The 13,618-nt window shown below is 72.3% G+C and carries 12 protein-coding genes and 1 pseudogene; 10 read left to right on the top strand and 3 right to left on the bottom strand.

Annotation, left to right across the window (positions count from 1 at the left end; translation table 11 throughout):
* Positions 1–84 precede the first annotated feature (84 nt).
* On the top strand, positions 85–1,023 hold the full coding sequence (locus tag AC07DU_RS21085) for a Ppx/GppA family phosphatase (RefSeq protein WP_479112871.1): 939 nt from the start codon (positions 85–87) through the stop codon (positions 1,021–1,023).
* A gap of 133 nt (positions 1,024–1,156) precedes the next feature.
* Here AC07DU_RS21085 and AC07DU_RS21080 read toward each other — a convergent pair whose 3' ends face one another.
* A complete protein-coding gene (locus AC07DU_RS21080) occupies positions 1,157–1,690 on the bottom strand; it encodes a hypothetical protein (RefSeq protein WP_479112869.1) in 534 nt (177 codons plus the stop codon).
* 84 nt (positions 1,691–1,774) lie between these two features.
* Here AC07DU_RS21080 and AC07DU_RS21075 point away from each other — a divergent pair.
* From AC07DU_RS21075 to ilvD, 4 genes and pseudogenes are all read left to right on the top strand, one after another.
* Positions 1,775–2,427: pseudogene (locus AC07DU_RS21075) on the top strand (DUF7691 family protein).
* A 69-nt stretch (positions 2,428–2,496) separates the two neighbouring features.
* Positions 2,497–3,342 carry a sugar phosphate isomerase/epimerase family protein gene (locus AC07DU_RS21070; protein WP_360894809.1) on the top strand — a complete coding sequence of 282 codons (846 nt, stop codon included), beginning with the start codon at positions 2,497–2,499 and terminating at the stop codon, positions 3,340–3,342.
* A complete protein-coding gene (locus AC07DU_RS21065) occupies positions 3,339–3,995 on the top strand; it encodes a TetR/AcrR family transcriptional regulator (protein WP_479112867.1) in 657 nt (218 codons plus the stop codon). The genes AC07DU_RS21070 and AC07DU_RS21065 overlap by 4 nt, the downstream gene beginning before the upstream one ends.
* A 134-nt stretch (positions 3,996–4,129) precedes the next feature.
* Positions 4,130–5,980, top strand: a complete 1,851-nt coding sequence (gene ilvD / locus AC07DU_RS21060) for a dihydroxy-acid dehydratase (RefSeq protein ID WP_479112865.1) — start codon at positions 4,130–4,132, stop codon at positions 5,978–5,980.
* Between the two features lie 72 nt (positions 5,981–6,052).
* Here the strand turns inward: ilvD and AC07DU_RS21055 are convergent, their stop codons facing one another.
* Positions 6,053–8,185, bottom strand: coding sequence for a serine/threonine-protein kinase (locus tag AC07DU_RS21055; protein WP_479112863.1), 2,133 nt, complete (start codon positions 8,183–8,185; stop codon positions 6,053–6,055).
* A 105-nt stretch (positions 8,186–8,290) separates the two neighbouring features.
* On the opposite strand from AC07DU_RS21055, the gene AC07DU_RS21050 reads away from it, so the two are divergent.
* The 5 genes from AC07DU_RS21050 to proC all read left to right on the top strand — a co-directional run bounded on the left by AC07DU_RS21050 (position 8,291) and on the right by proC (position 11,810).
* Positions 8,291–8,638 (top strand): peptidase, encoded by a 348-nt coding sequence (locus AC07DU_RS21050; RefSeq protein ID WP_479112861.1) that lies wholly within the window; start codon positions 8,291–8,293, stop codon positions 8,636–8,638.
* Between the two features lie 56 nt (positions 8,639–8,694).
* Positions 8,695–9,237, top strand: a complete 543-nt coding sequence (locus AC07DU_RS21045) for a hypothetical protein (protein WP_479112859.1) — start codon at positions 8,695–8,697, stop codon at positions 9,235–9,237.
* 78 nt (positions 9,238–9,315) lie between these two features.
* Complete coding sequence (locus tag AC07DU_RS21040; RefSeq protein ID WP_479112857.1) at positions 9,316–10,140, top strand: ABC transporter ATP-binding protein; 825 nt, start codon at positions 9,316–9,318, stop codon at positions 10,138–10,140.
* Positions 10,137–10,892 (top strand): ABC transporter permease, encoded by a 756-nt coding sequence (locus AC07DU_RS21035; RefSeq protein ID WP_479112855.1) that lies wholly within the window; start codon positions 10,137–10,139, stop codon positions 10,890–10,892. The genes AC07DU_RS21040 and AC07DU_RS21035 overlap by 4 nt, the downstream gene beginning before the upstream one ends.
* Before the next feature lie 108 nt (positions 10,893–11,000).
* Positions 11,001–11,810: a pyrroline-5-carboxylate reductase gene (gene proC, locus AC07DU_RS21030; RefSeq protein ID WP_360894789.1), complete on the top strand. Its 810-nt coding sequence runs from the start codon at positions 11,001–11,003 to the stop codon at positions 11,808–11,810.
* Between the two features lie 48 nt (positions 11,811–11,858).
* Here the strand turns inward: proC and trpS are convergent, their stop codons facing one another.
* Positions 11,859–12,860 (bottom strand): tryptophan--tRNA ligase, encoded by a 1,002-nt coding sequence (gene trpS / locus AC07DU_RS21025; protein ID WP_479035893.1) that lies wholly within the window; start codon positions 12,858–12,860, stop codon positions 11,859–11,861.
* Positions 12,861–13,618 lie beyond the last annotated feature (758 nt).

The following is a 13,618-nucleotide window of genomic DNA, read 5'->3' as shown; positions in this document are numbered from 1 at the left end:
GGCCTTCTTCGTATGTGGCACAAACCCAAGCGTAAGCGCCCCTTCCTCAACCCCCGCGCGTTCGCCGCAGTAGCGTTTCCCCCTATGAGACTCGGTGTCCTGGATGTGGGTTCGAATACGGTCCACCTGCTGGTGGTGGACGCGCACCCCGGCGCGCGCCCGCAGCCGGCGCACTCGCACAAGGTGGAGATGCGGCTGGCGGAGCTGCTCGACGAGGGCGGCGCCGTGACCCCCGAGGGGGTCGAGCGGCTGGTGTCCGTCATCGCCGACGCGGTGCAGGCCGCGGAGGACAAGGGGTGCGAGGACGTCCTGCCCTTCGCGACCAGTGCCGTGCGCGAGGCCACGAACTCGGACGAGGTCCTCGCGCGGGTGAAGCGCGAGACCGGCATCGAGCTGCCGGTGCTCAGCGGTGAGGACGAGGCCCGGCTGACGTTCCTGGCGGCGCGCCGGTGGTTCGGCTGGTCCGCCGGGAAACTGCTGGTCCTGGACATCGGCGGCGGCTCGCTGGAGATCGCGTACGGCATCGACGAGGACCCGGACGCGGCCGTCTCCCTCCCGCTGGGCGCGGGTCGCCTGACGGCGGGCTGGCTCCCGGGCGACCCGCCGGACTCGCTGGACGTCCGGGCGCTACGGCGGCACGTGCGGGCGGAGATCGCCCGCACGGTCGGCGAGTTCCGCCGCTTCGGGGCCCCGGACCACGTGGTGGCGACGTCGAAGACCTTCAAGCAGCTGGCTCGCATCGCGGGCGCGGCCCGCTCGGCGGACGGCCTGTACGTGCAGCGGGACCTGAGCCGCAAATCGCTGGAGGAGTGGGTCCCGCGCCTGGCCGCGATGAGCACGGCCCAGCGCTCGGCCCTTCCGGGCGTCTCGGAGGGCCGGGCGAACCAGCTGCTGGCGGGGGCGCTGGTCGCGGAGGGGGCGATGGACCTCTTCGGCGTCGATGAGCTGGAGATCTGCCCGTGGGCGCTGCGGGAGGGCGTGATCCTGCGGAGGCTGGACCACTTGCCGACGGCGGGGGCGTAGGCGTAGCGGTTTCGCTTCGGGGGGCGGGCGCGTCAGATCGCTACGTGCTTCTCGCGTCTCAGCGTCCGGCGGCCGTCCGGGGCTGGGAACAGGCCGCCGCAGACGGGTAGGCGCCTCGCGAGGGCGGCGGCCGTCAGCCCTGGGCTTCCGGGTCCGTGGCGGGCGGGAAGCCCAGGCGGTCCAGGAGGGCGCTGAAGAGGTCTTCCACGAACGGTTCTCGGGAGCGCAGGGTCTGGGCGACCGCCGCTGACTCCACGCCCTCCCCGGCATCCGCGTCCCAGGCCCACGCCAGGATGCGGGCGGCGTCGCCGGGGACGCGGGCGTCCAGCTCGGCCGGCGGGCGGTCGGTCATCTCGGCGGCGATCTCAAGGTTCAGCCAGGTCTGCCACCGGTCGCCACCCGGTTCCAGGCCGCTCACCAGCGCGACGTCGCTGTCGTGCACGCGGGCCACGCAGGCCGGTGCGCCGGTCCACTCGACCACCGCGCGCAGGACGTCGGCCGGGTCGGCCGGCAGCGTGTCGTGGAACTGCAGCGTCTGCCAGCCGCCCGGCCTCGGCCACCAGGCGGTGACGCCGCCCCCGTCGTCCTCCTGCGCGCCACCGAACACCGGCGCCTCCAGCAGCGGACGCGCGCTGCGGCCGAAGACCAGCTCACCCGAAAAACCCATGCCGTGCCCTCCGTTGGATCCTGCCCGGATCGTAGGGCCGACCCCTGACAGCGGCTGTCAGTGCCGGTGGGCACCATTGTGATCATGAGTCACAACATCGCCTACTCGACGGCGGACAAGGCCCACGTGCTGGCCTTCCTGGGCAGCAACGGCAACCTGACGGCGGACCAGCAGCGCCTTCTGGGGCACATGCGCAGGGCCGCCCAGGTCCAGCAGGACGACCTCGACCGGCAGGACGTCGACTGGGGCCTGTCCGTCCCCGAGGCCCTCGAACACCTCATCGCCGGGCGCACCGACTCGGACGCGCCGTGCGCGGGCAACGCGTACCACGCCGCCCTGCAGCACGTCATCGACCACAACGCCTCGGACCCCAGAGCCAGCTGGGCACGTATTCCAAGCCCAGCACCTTCTTCGCTCTGGTGGACGACGAGATGCGCCGCCTCGGCGTGCCCGCCGACCTGTTGCCCCACGGGTTCCTCTACGGCGGGCCGCCCGACGAGTTCCCGTACGTCCCCTTCCCGATGGACGGGTACCCGGCCATCGGCCACCTGCCGCTGGCCAAGACCAAGCCGGCCGCCGACGCCTACCGGGCCGTCCTGCAGCGGATGGACCAGGACTTCCGGTACGACGTCCAGGAGCTGATCGAGAAGCTCGACTTCGAGCACCGCGAGTGGGAGTTCGCCACGAAGAACGTCGGCTGGTACACGCAGGACACCCTCTTCTTCAAGCTCACCTGACGCCGTCGGGCCGGGCCCGCGTGGCGGTCGTCACGTACCGCCCGGGCGGCGGGCCCGTACCCTGTCTCCGTGGCAGAACCAGTCCGCGTCCCGACCGCGAAAGTCGCCCTTTCCACGGCCTCCGTCTATCCGGAGTCCACCGCGACCGCCTTCGAGATCGCCGCGCGCCTCGGGTACGACGGCGTCGAGGTCATGGTCTGGACGGATCCGGTCAGCCAGGACATCGACGCCCTGCGCCGGCTCTCGGACTTCCACCAGGTGCCGGTCCTGGCCGTCCACGCGCCCTGCCTGCTGATCACCCAGCGGGTGTGGTCGACCGACCCCTGGACCAAGCTGCGCCGCGCCAAGGCGGCGGCCGAGCGGCTCGGGGCGTCCACCGTGGTCGTGCATCCGCCGTTCCGGTGGCAGCGCCAGTACTCCCGGGACTTCGTCAGCGGCATCTGGCGGATGGCCGACGAGACCGACGTCCGGTTCGCCGTCGAGAACATGTACCCGTGGCGCTACCGCGACCGCGAGGTGCTCGCGTACGCGCCCGAGTGGGACGTGACGAAGGACGACTACCGGCACTTCACCGTGGACCTGTCGCACACCGCGACCGCCCGTACGGACGCCCTCGCCATGATCGACCGGATGGGCGACCGGCTGGCCCACGTCCACCTCGCCGACGGGAACGGTTCCGCCAAGGACGAGCACCTCGTCCCGGGGCGCGGTACGCAGCCCTGCGCCGAGCTGCTGGAGCGGCTGGCCCGTACGTCCTTCGACGGGCACGTGGTCATAGAGGTGAACACCCGGCGCGCCATGTCCTCCGCCGAACGCGAGGCCGATCTCGCCGAGGCCCTGGCCTTCACGCGGCTGCACCTCGCCACCGCCGCGCGCGCCGGGCGGGACGAGCGCGACGGGGCGCACCGGCCGTGACGGAGCCCGCAGAGTCCGCGGAGTCCGTGGGACCCGTACCGCCCGCGAAGCCGCGTCGGCGCGGGCCCGGGCGGCCCCGCCAGGACGAGGCCGACGAGGGGCCCGGCACGCAGGAGCGCATCCGGCTCGCCGCGCGTGAGGTGTTCGCGGAGCGCGGGTACGACAAGACGTCCGTGCGCGGCGTCGCGAAGGTGGCCGGTGTGGACCCGGCCCTGGTCCACCACTATTTCGGCAGCAAGGACGACCTCTTCGCCGCCGCCGTCGAGGTGAGCCTGGAGCCCGCCCTGGTGGTCCCGGCGATCCTCGGGGAGGGCCCGGACGGCATCGGCGAGCGGCTCGCCCGCTATTTCCTGGGCGTCTGGGAGAACCCGGTCACGCGCGTTCCGCTGCTCGCCGTCATCCGCTCGGCGCTCACGCACGAGGCCGCCGCGAAGGTCCTGCGCGGGCTGGTCCTGCGGCGGGTGCTGGAGCGGGTCGCCGCCGACCTCGACGTCCCCGACCCGACCTTCCGCGCCGAGCTCGCCGCCTCCCACATGGTCGGCATCGCGATCCTGCGCTACGTCGTCCAGGTCGAGCCCCTCGCGTCCGCGGACCCGGAGGACATCGTGGCCCTGGTCGCGCCCACGCTCCAGCGCTACCTGACCGAGGCCTGACCGAGGAATGAGCCCTTCGTCCCGGCATCCGGACGAGCCGTCCGGATCGCGGGCAGGGGGCGTAGCCTCGTACCTGAGCCATATCCGCAGTCGCGGCTGCCCCGTACAGCCGCACTCATGGGGAGTGAAACCGCATGCCCGAGCTGAGGTCCCGCACCGTCACCCACGGCCGCAACATGGCAGGCGCTCGTGCGCTGATGCGCGCGTCGGGCGTAGCGAGCGAGGACATCGGCAAGCCGATCATCGCGGTCGCCAACTCCTTCACCGAGTTCGTCCCCGGCCACACGCACCTGGCGCCCGTCGGCCGGATCGTCTCCGACGCCGTCCGGGCCGCCGGCGCCATCCCGCGCGAGTTCAACACGATCGCCGTCGACGACGGCATCGCGATGGGCCACGCCGGCATGCTGTACTCCCTGCCCTCCCGCGACCTCATCGCGGACAGCGTCGAGTACATGGTCGAGGCCCACTGCGCCGACGCCCTGATCTGCATCTCCAACTGCGACAAGATCACCCCCGGCATGCTCATGGCCGCCCTGCGCCTGAACATCCCGGTGGTCTTCGTCTCCGGCGGTCCGATGGAGGCCGGGCAGGCGACGCTGGTGGACGGCACCGTCCGCAAGCTCGACCTGATCGACGCCATGGTCGACGCCTCCAACGAGAACGTCTCGGACGAGGACGTGCTGCGCATCGAGGAGAACGCCTGTCCGACGTGTGGTTCGTGTTCGGGCATGTTCACCGCCAACTCGATGAACTGCCTCGCCGAGGCCATCGGCCTGGCCCTGCCCGGCAACGGCTCGGTCCTGGCCACCCACACCGCCCGCCGCGCCCTGTACGAGGACGCCGGCCGCACGGTCGTGGAGATCACCAAGCGCTACTACGAGGACGGCGACGAGTCCGTCCTGCCGCGCAACATCGCCACCCGTGAGGCCTTCGAGAACGCCATGGCCCTGGACATCGCGATGGGCGGCTCCACGAACACGATCCTGCACCTGCTGGCCGCGGCGCAGGAAGCGGGCCTGGACTACGACCTCACCGACATCGACGCCGTCTCGCGCCGCGTCCCGTGCCTGTCCAAGGTCGCCCCGAACGTGGCACCCGGCGGCACGTACTACATGGAGGACATCCACCGCGCCGGCGGCATCCCCGCCATCCTCGGCGAGCTCCACCGCGGCGGCCTCCTGAACAAGGACGTCACCACCGTCCACTCGGCGAACCTGGAGGACTGGCTCGCGAAGTGGGACGCCCGCTCCGGCACGGCCAGCGAGGAGGCCATGGAGCTGTGGCACGCCGCCCCCGGCTGCAAGCGCTCCGCCACCGCCTTCTCCCAGTCCGAGCGCTGGGAGACCCTCGACCTCGACGCCGAGGGCGGCTGCATCCGCTCCGTGCAGCACGCGTACTCCAAGGACGGCGGCCTCGCCGTCCTGCGCGGCAACATCGCGGTCGACGGCTGCGTCGTGAAGACGGCGGGCGTCGACGAGTCGATCTGGACCTTCGAGGGCCCGGCGGTCGTCTGCGAGTCGCAGGACGAGGCCGTCGACAAGATCCTCCGCAAGGAGATCAAGGCGGGTGACGTCGTCGTGATCCGCTACGAGGGCCCGCGCGGCGGCCCCGGCATGCAGGAGATGCTCTACCCGACGTCCTTCCTCAAGGGCCGCGGCCTCGGCAAGGTCTGCGCCCTGGTCACCGACGGCCGCTTCTCCGGCGGCACCTCGGGCCTCTCCATCGGCCACGCGTCCCCGGAGGCGGCCTCGGGCGGCACCATCGCCGTCGTCGAGGACGGCGACCTGATCCGCATCGACATCCCGAACCGTTCGATCGAGCTCCTGGTCGACGACGCCACCCTCGCCGCACGCCACGCGGCCCTCGGCGGGGTCTACGCCCCGAAGAACCGCGAGCGCACCGTCTCCGCCGCCCTGCGCGCCTACGCCGCCATGGCCACCAGCGCCGACAAGGGCGCGGTCCGCGACGTCTCCCGCCTGGGCTGAACCGGCCTCACCGGCGCGGTGGGGCCCCGCCCGCGACGACCGGCCGACGCCGGACCACGGACCCCGCCGCGCTCACCAGCCGGCGGGGTCCACCGCGTCCACCGCGAAGACGGACCCGTCGGGCGCACTCCCGAAGACCCGCCCGTCCGCGACGACGGGGGCGGGCACCGTCGCCGTGTAGGCGTGCCCCGTGCCCATACGGGGCTTCGTCTGGCCGATGAGCCGCCCGGCGGCCCCGTCCACCGCCAGCAGCCGCCCGTCCACCGCGCTCAGGTAGACGCGGCCGCCGTCGGCCACGGGCCGCGAGGCGACCGACACCCCGGTCTCCAGCCGCCACTCCTCCGTCTCCGCGCCGACCGCCGCCAGCGCGCCGGACATGCCGAAGACGTACACCGTTCCGTGGGCGTCGACCGCCGCCTGCGCCTGCGGCAGTCCCAGCAGCGGCGTCTCCTTCACGGCTCGCGTCCGCAGGTCGACCCGCAGGACCGCTCGGGTCCGCCCGTCGGAGTCGGTCCGCAGCAGGTGCAGCGCGCCCTGCGCGACCCCGACCGGCTCGGCCGTGCCCGGCGTGCGCTGCTGCCACCGCACCGTCGCGTTCGCGCAGTCCACGGCCGAGACCTGGGTCGAGCGGCCGTCACCCGCCGGGGTGGCCACGTACAGGACGCAGCCGTCGGGGCCCTCGGGGCCCGCGAGCCAGAGGGACCCCACGCCACCGATCTGCTTCGTCCACAGGGTGGCTCCCGTGGCGGCGTCGAGTGCGCTCGCCCTTCCGTCCCCGCCGGTCACCAGGACGGTCCCGGCGGCGGGCAGGATCCGCCCGCCGCCCGGCATCGGCTTCTGCCAGCGCCGCGCACCGGTCGCCGGGTCGAGGGCCTGCACCGTCCCGCTGCCCGGAGTCGCCGTCACGACGAGCCCGCCGATGTGCAGCGGGGCCTGGCTGTCCGCGCCCGGCGCCGTCGCCCGCACCGACCAGGTGACGGCGCCGTCCGCCGGGTTCAGCTGCGCGGCGGCCAGGGCGGGCGTCGAGCAGTACAGGGCGCCGGCCGCCGGGGAGCAGGACACGACGAGGTTCGCGCGGCCCTGGCTCTCCAGGGAGGTCGCCCAGGCGCTGACGGGCTGTCCTTGCCGCGACGGCTCGGCGGCGGAGGTCCGTACGGCCGGCCCGGGATCCACCTCGTGCATCCGGAGGTACCCGCCGACCGCGCCCCCCGCGAGCAGCAGGCCCGTGGCGAGCGCCGCGGCGGTGCGCCACGGCCGCGGGCGCGCCGTGCGCCGGGGCGGCGCCTCCACCCGTACCCGCCGGTGGGTCTCCTCCTCGGCCGCCGGCTTCGCCTCGGCGGCCAGGGGCCGGCGCGGCTGCGGGATGAAGGCGCGGGTCTCGTCGCCGGTCGGATACGCGGCGGCCCGCAGCTCGCCGAGCAGGGCGCCGGGGGTGGGGCGGTCGGCGGGGTCCTTGGCGAGGCAGCGCTCGACGATCGGCGCGAGCACGTCCGGCACGCCGGTCAGATCGGGCTCGCTGTGCACCACCTGGTAGGCGACGAGGTAGTGGCTGTCGGAGTCGAAGGGCCCGCGTCCCGTCACGGAGTGGACCAGTACGGCGCCCATCGCGAACACGTCCGCCGCCGGCCCGACCTCCCTCGGCCGCTGGAACTGCTCGGGCGCCATGAAAGGCGGAGTCCCGATCAGCTTTCCCGTCTCGGTCCGCAGGTCGCTGTCCACCGGCCGCGAGATCCCGAAGTCGATGACCCGTACCCCGTCGGGCGCCATCAGGACGTTGCTGGGCTTCAGGTCCCGGTGCACCACGCCCGCCCGGTGGATGTCCCGCAGCGCTTCCGCGAGCCCGGCGCCGAGCCGGGTCGCCTCGGCCGCGTCGAGGGGCCGTTCCCGTACCCGCTCGGCGAGCGTCGGGGCGTCGATGAACAGCGTGGCCATCCACGGCCGTTCGGCGTCGGGGTCGGCGTCCACGACCGGCGCGGTGAACGCCCCGCTCACCCGGCGGGCGGCGGCGACCTCCTGCCGGAAGCGGGCCCGGAACTCCGGATCGACCGCGTGCTGAGCGTGTACGACCTTCACGGCGAGGCGCAGGCCGGACGCCGAGGTGGCCAGATGCACCACCCCCATGCCGCCGGATCCCAGCACGGACTCCAGCCGGTACTGCCCGGCGTATTCCGGAAATCCGGCCCGTTCCGCGCACAGCGAATGCACTGCCGACCACCCCCGCCGGAGCCTAGTCGATGGCGCATATGAATCGGTAAGGTCCTGCTACCCTGCGCGAGTTGCAGAGCGTCATGCGCAAGGGGGAGATTTTGCATGTCGGTTGAGAAGTCGATGGAGGCGCCCGTGGAGGCGTCGGTCGAGGCGTTGGTGGAGCCCGAGGCGGCCCTGGTCCAGAGCCTCGCCGAGGACGGCATCGAGTACTTCCCGGTCGCCCCGGGCTACCGCGTCAACGTCCGCAGCGGCCCGGGTACCCAGTACTCGATCATGAAGGTGCTGCCCTACGACGCCACCGTGGGCATCCGCTGCCAGTGCCCTGGAACCACCGTCTCGGGCCCCTACGGCACCACCGACATCTGGGACTGCATCGGCAACGGCCTCTTCGTCTCCGACGCGTACGTCAAGACGGGCAGCGACGGCTACGTCGCCAACCGCTGCGGCTGACGCACCGGCGCCCGGCGGCGGGGGTCGCGACGTCACCGGGGGTGATAATCGCCGGTGTGAGCGACGACGACCAGCGAGACCAGACCCCCGCCGCCCCGGCCCCGGCCCCCGGCCCGGCCCCGGTTCCCACCGGCCCCGAGCCCGAGCCGATCCGGTTCTTCGGCACCACCTGGGTGGACCACGACGGCGGCTACGCCCTGCGCCGCGCCGGCGTCGCCGTCGGCTCGCTCGTCACCGCCGTCGCCGCGGCCGTCCTGCTCCGGCTCTCCTACGAGGGCCTGGAGATCGGCAACGTCGGCCCCTTCCTCAGCATCTCCGTCGTCATCCTCTTCGCGATCGCCAGCTCCATCGCCTTCGCCAAGACCTGGGACTCCTACAGCCGCCGCCCGGCCCCGTCCTCCGACGAGGCCGCCCTCAAGGGCCTCAAGGCGATCGGTTTCATCGGCTCCCTCATCGCGTACTTCCTGCGCTGCCTCGGCGAGGCCCCGGGCGAGAAGCTCCGCCGCGCCGAGTACGAGCGCGCGAAGGCCGAATTCGCCCGCCGCCGCAGCACCCGTACGGGCAACCCGGCCGCCCGCCGCCCCAAGCGCAAGAAGTAGGGACCGCGGCCCCGCGGGCCCACACTCCCGCCTCCAGGTGATTGACGCCCGGGCACCGCCAGGAGCATTATTCATCACATGATGAATAACCAGCCCGAGGGAGACCCGGCCGCCGTCCACGCCCACGGCCTGACCGTCCGCCGCGGCGCCGGCCGCGCCCCCCGCACCGTCATCGACGCCATCGACTTCGACGTCCCCCGCGGCCGCATCACCGGCCTCCTCGGCCCCTCCGGCTGCGGCAAATCCACCCTCATGCGCGCCATCGTCGGCACCCAGGCCCACGTCACCGGCACCCTCGACGTGCTCGGCCGCCCCGCCGGCCACCCCACGCTCCGCTCCCGCATCGGCTACGTCACCCAGGCGCCCTCCGTCTACGACGACCTCACCGTGCGGCAGAACCTCGACTACTTCGCCGCGATCCTCGACCCCAGCCGCCGAGCCGCCGACCGTCGCGCCGCGGCCGTGCACCGGGCCATCACCGACGTCGACCTCACCTCCCGCGCCGACGCCCTCGCCGGGAACCTCTCCGGCGGCCAGCGCAGCCGCGTCTCCCTCGCCGTCGCCCTGCTCGGCACCCCCGAGCTCCTCGTCCTCGACGAACCCACCGTCGGCCTCGACCCCGTCCTGCGCCGCGACCTGTGGAACCTCTTCCACGAGATCGTCGCCACCCGCGGCGCCACGCTCCTCGTCTCCTCGCACGTCATGGACGAGGCCGAGCGCTGCCACAACCTGCTCCTCATGCGCGAGGGCCGCATCCTCGCCCAGGACACACCCGACGCGCTGCGCACCCGTACGCGCAGCGCCACCGTCGAGGAGGGCTTCCTGCGCCTGGTCGACGAGGCCGGCGCCCGAGCCGCCGACACCACCGCGAACACTGCCACCGCAGAAAAGAGCGCCCGATGACCGCCGTGACCGCGATGAGCGGCGCCCGTACCCTCGCCACCGCCACCCGCGTGCTACGGCAGCTCCGCCACGACCCGCGCTCCATCGCGTTGATGCTGCTGGTCCCCGTCCTGATGCTCACCCTGCTGCGCTTCGTCTTCGACGCCAGCCCCCGCACCTTCGACGGCACCGGCGCGTCACTCCTCGGGATCTTCCCCCTCATCACCATGTTCCTGGTGACCTCCATCGCGACCCTGCGCGAACGCACCTCCGGCACCCTCGAACGACTCCTCGCCATGCCGCTGGGCAAAGGCGACCTCATCGCCGGCTACGCCCTCGCCTTCGGCGCCGTCGCCGTCGTCCAGTCCCTCCTCGCCACCGGCCTCGCCCTCTGGCTCCTCGGCCTCGACGTCGTCGGCTCGCCCTGGCTGCTCCTGCTCGTCGCGCTCCTCGACGCACTCCTCGGCACCGCGCTCGGCCTCTTCGTCTCCGCCTTCGCGGCCTCCGAGTTCCAGGCCGTCCAGTTCATGCCGGCGGTGATCTTCCCCCAGCTGCTCCTGTGCGGACTCTTCGCGCCCCGCGACACCATGCACCCGGTCCTGGAGTCGATCTCCGACGTCCTGCCCATGTCCTACGCCGTCGACGGCATGAACCAGGTCCTCACCCACACCGACATGACCGCCGACTTCGTACGCGACGCGATCGTCGTCGCCGCCTGCGCCCTGCTCGTCCTCGTCCTCGGCGCGGCCACCCTCCGCCGCCGCACCACCTGACCGCCTGACCGCACTCCGGACAACTCCGCCCGCCCCCCGGCCCGGGTGGGAGGATGAGGACGCATACGCAGCTCACGCGCAAGAACAGTTCGGCGAGGTGAATCGGGCATGACCCAGACAGTCGCAGTCCTCGGTACCGGCAAGATCGGCGAGGCCCTGCTCAGCGGAATGATCCGCGGCGGCCGACCCGCCTCCAAACTCCTCGTCACCGCCCGCCGCGCCGACCGCGCCGAGGAACTCCGCAGCCGCTACGGGGTCGAGGCCGTCTCCAACGCCGAGGCCGCCAAGCGCGCCGACACCCTCATCCTCACCGTCAAGCCCCAGGACATGGCCAAGCTCCTCGACGAGCTCGCCCCGCACGTCCCCGTCGACCGCCTGGTCATCAGCGGCGCCGCCGGCATCCCCACCTCCTTCTTCGAGGAGCGGCTCACCCCCGGCACCCCCGTCGTCCGCGTCATGACGAACACCCCCGCCCTCGTCGACGAGGCCATGTCCGTCATCTCCGCCGGCAGCCACGCCACCGCCGAGCACCTCGCCCACACCGAGGAGATCTTCGGCGGCGTCGGCAAGACCCTGCGCGTCCCGGAGTCCCAGCAGGACGCGGCCACCGCCCTCTCCGGCTCGGGACCCGCGTACTTCTACTACCTCGTCGAGGCCATGACCGACGCCGGCATCCTCCTCGGCCTGCCCCGCGCCCAGGCCCACGACCTGATCGTCCAGGCCGCCGTCGGCGCCGCCGTGATGCTCCGCGACAGCGGCGAACACCCGGTCAAGCTGCGCGAGGCGGTGACCTCCCCCGCCGGTACGACGATCAACGCGATCGTGGAGCTGGAGAAGCACGGCGTACGCGCGGCCCTGATCGCCGCCCTCGAAGCGGCCCGCGACCGCAGCCGCGAGCTCGCCTCCGGCAACAACTGACCCCCACGGGTACGGGCCCCGGCACGCGGAGCCCGTACCCCGTACCCCCTACGGCGCGAGCAGGCCGATGGCCTCGTACGCCCGGTTCACCACGGGCCGCGCCAGCGCCCGGGCCCGCTCGGCGCCCTCCCGCAGCACCTTCTCCACGGCGCCCGGATCGGCCGCCAGCCCGGCGTGCCGCTCCTGCAACGGCCGCAGCAGCTCCACCACCGCGTCGGCGACGTCCCGCTTGAGCGCCCCGTACCCGCTGTACCCGTCGGCGAGCACGGCCGGATCACCCCCGGAGCACGCCGCCAGGACGTCCAGCAGGTTCGCGACCCCCGGCCGCGCCTCCCGGTCGTAGACCACCGCACCGTCCCCGCTGTCGGTGACCGCCCGCATCACCTTCTTGGCGATGACCGCCGGCTCGTCGAGCAGGTAGACGATCCCCGCCCCGCTCTCGTGGGACTTCCCCATCTTCGACGTCGGGTCCTGGAGGTCCATGACCCGCGCGGCCACCGTCGGCAGCGTGGCCTTGGGCACGGTGAAGGTGTGCCCGTAGCGCTGGTTGAAACGCACGGCCAGATCCCGGGTCAGCTCGACGTGCTGGCGCTGGTCCTCGCCGACCGGCACCTCCGACGCCCCGTACGCCAGGATGTCGGCGGCCATCAGCGCGGGATAGGTCAGCAGCGACAGCCGCACGCCCTCCCCGGTGGCCTGCGCCCTCGCCGCCTTCTCCTTGTACTGGATCATCCGCCGCAGCTCCCCGTCGGTGGCGGTGCACTCCATCAGGTAGGCCAGCCGCGTGTGCTCGTCGACATGGCTCTGCACGAACAAGGTGCATTTCTCCGGTGAGAGCCCGGCGGCGAGCAACAGCGTCGCGGCCTGCCGGCTCAGCCGCCGTACGCGCGCCGGCTCGTGTTCGACGGTCAGCGCGTGCAGATCGACGACGCAGAACAGCGCCTCGTCCGGCGCGCGGTCGGCGGCGACCCACTGCCGCACGGCCCCCAGGTAGTTCCCCAGCGTCAGGTGCCCGGTCGGCTTGATCCCGCTGAAGATCCTCTTCGTCATGTCCCGCTCTCCTCTGTCCCGTGTGAGTCGTGCCGAGGCCACTGTGTGCGGCGACCGAGCCGCTCCCGGGAGGGGAGAAAGAAAAACGGCCGCCGTAGCGGCGGCCGTTAGCGCATGCGTGCTCGCGCAGAAGCTGGGCCGCCGTCAGGCGGGCCACCAGCGCAGGTCGAGCGTGAGCGCATGCGTCGTCATGGGACCCAGCGTAGACGGATCGGCAGGAGGACGGGGGGAAGTTCTTTCATCTCGTGGGGCAGGTCAGCCGGGGGTTGACACAGGTGTGCCTGATCCGTAAGGTTCTTCGAGTTGTCCGAAGTGAGCGCCGACCCCCGGTCGGTCCCCGGACGACCATCCCGCACTACACATTCGAACGAACGACGCACCGTGTCGTCTCGTTTTCATGCGTATTTGCGAATGAGGAATCCGCGTCCACTGGACGCAGCCGCCGATTAGGTTCGGGGGCAAGGAATCCGCTACTGTCTCACTCGCCGGAAGGGCCTAACAGCCCGGAACGCAAACCCCGCTGACCGGGGGTCAGGCCCGAAAGGATCTGATAGAGTCGGAATCGCCGGAAAGGGAAACGCGAAAGCGAGAACCTGGAAAGCGAGCGGGACTGGCTCTGATAGAGTCGGAAACGCAAGAACAGAACGAAAGCCCGGAGGAAAGCCCGAGAGGGTGAGTACAAAGGAAGCGTCCGTTCCTTGAGAACTCAACAGCGTGCCAAAAATCAACGCCAGAAGTTGATACCCCGTCCACTTCGG

It is taken from the genome of Streptomyces sp. NPDC045695 (assembly GCF_056432025.1).
The sequence above is the reverse complement of the archived record's forward strand: the minus strand, read 5'-3'. Positions and strand labels throughout refer to the sequence as shown.

What these genes read in the sequence shown, in the direction of transcription:
- AC07DU_RS21085 (WP_479112871.1), top strand. Translation starts at nt 85, where the DNA reads ATGAGACTCGGTGTCCTGGATGTGGGTTCGAATACGGTCCACCTGCTG.
- AC07DU_RS21080 (WP_479112869.1), bottom strand. Translation starts at nt 1,690, where the DNA reads ATGGGTTTTTCGGGTGAGCTGGTCTTCGGCCGCAGCGCGCGTCCGCTG.
- ilvD (WP_479112865.1), top strand. Translation starts at nt 4,130, where the DNA reads ATGCCCGAGCTGAGGTCCCGCACCGTCACCCACGGCCGCAACATGGCA.
- AC07DU_RS21050 (WP_479112861.1), top strand. Translation starts at nt 8,291, where the DNA reads ATGTCGGTTGAGAAGTCGATGGAGGCGCCCGTGGAGGCGTCGGTCGAG.
- AC07DU_RS21040 (WP_479112857.1), top strand. Translation starts at nt 9,316, where the DNA reads ATGATGAATAACCAGCCCGAGGGAGACCCGGCCGCCGTCCACGCCCAC.
- AC07DU_RS21035 (WP_479112855.1), top strand. Translation starts at nt 10,137, where the DNA reads ATGACCGCCGTGACCGCGATGAGCGGCGCCCGTACCCTCGCCACCGCC.
- proC (WP_360894789.1), top strand. Translation starts at nt 11,001, where the DNA reads ATGACCCAGACAGTCGCAGTCCTCGGTACCGGCAAGATCGGCGAGGCC.
- trpS (WP_479035893.1), bottom strand. Translation starts at nt 12,860, where the DNA reads ATGACGAAGAGGATCTTCAGCGGGATCAAGCCGACCGGGCACCTGACG.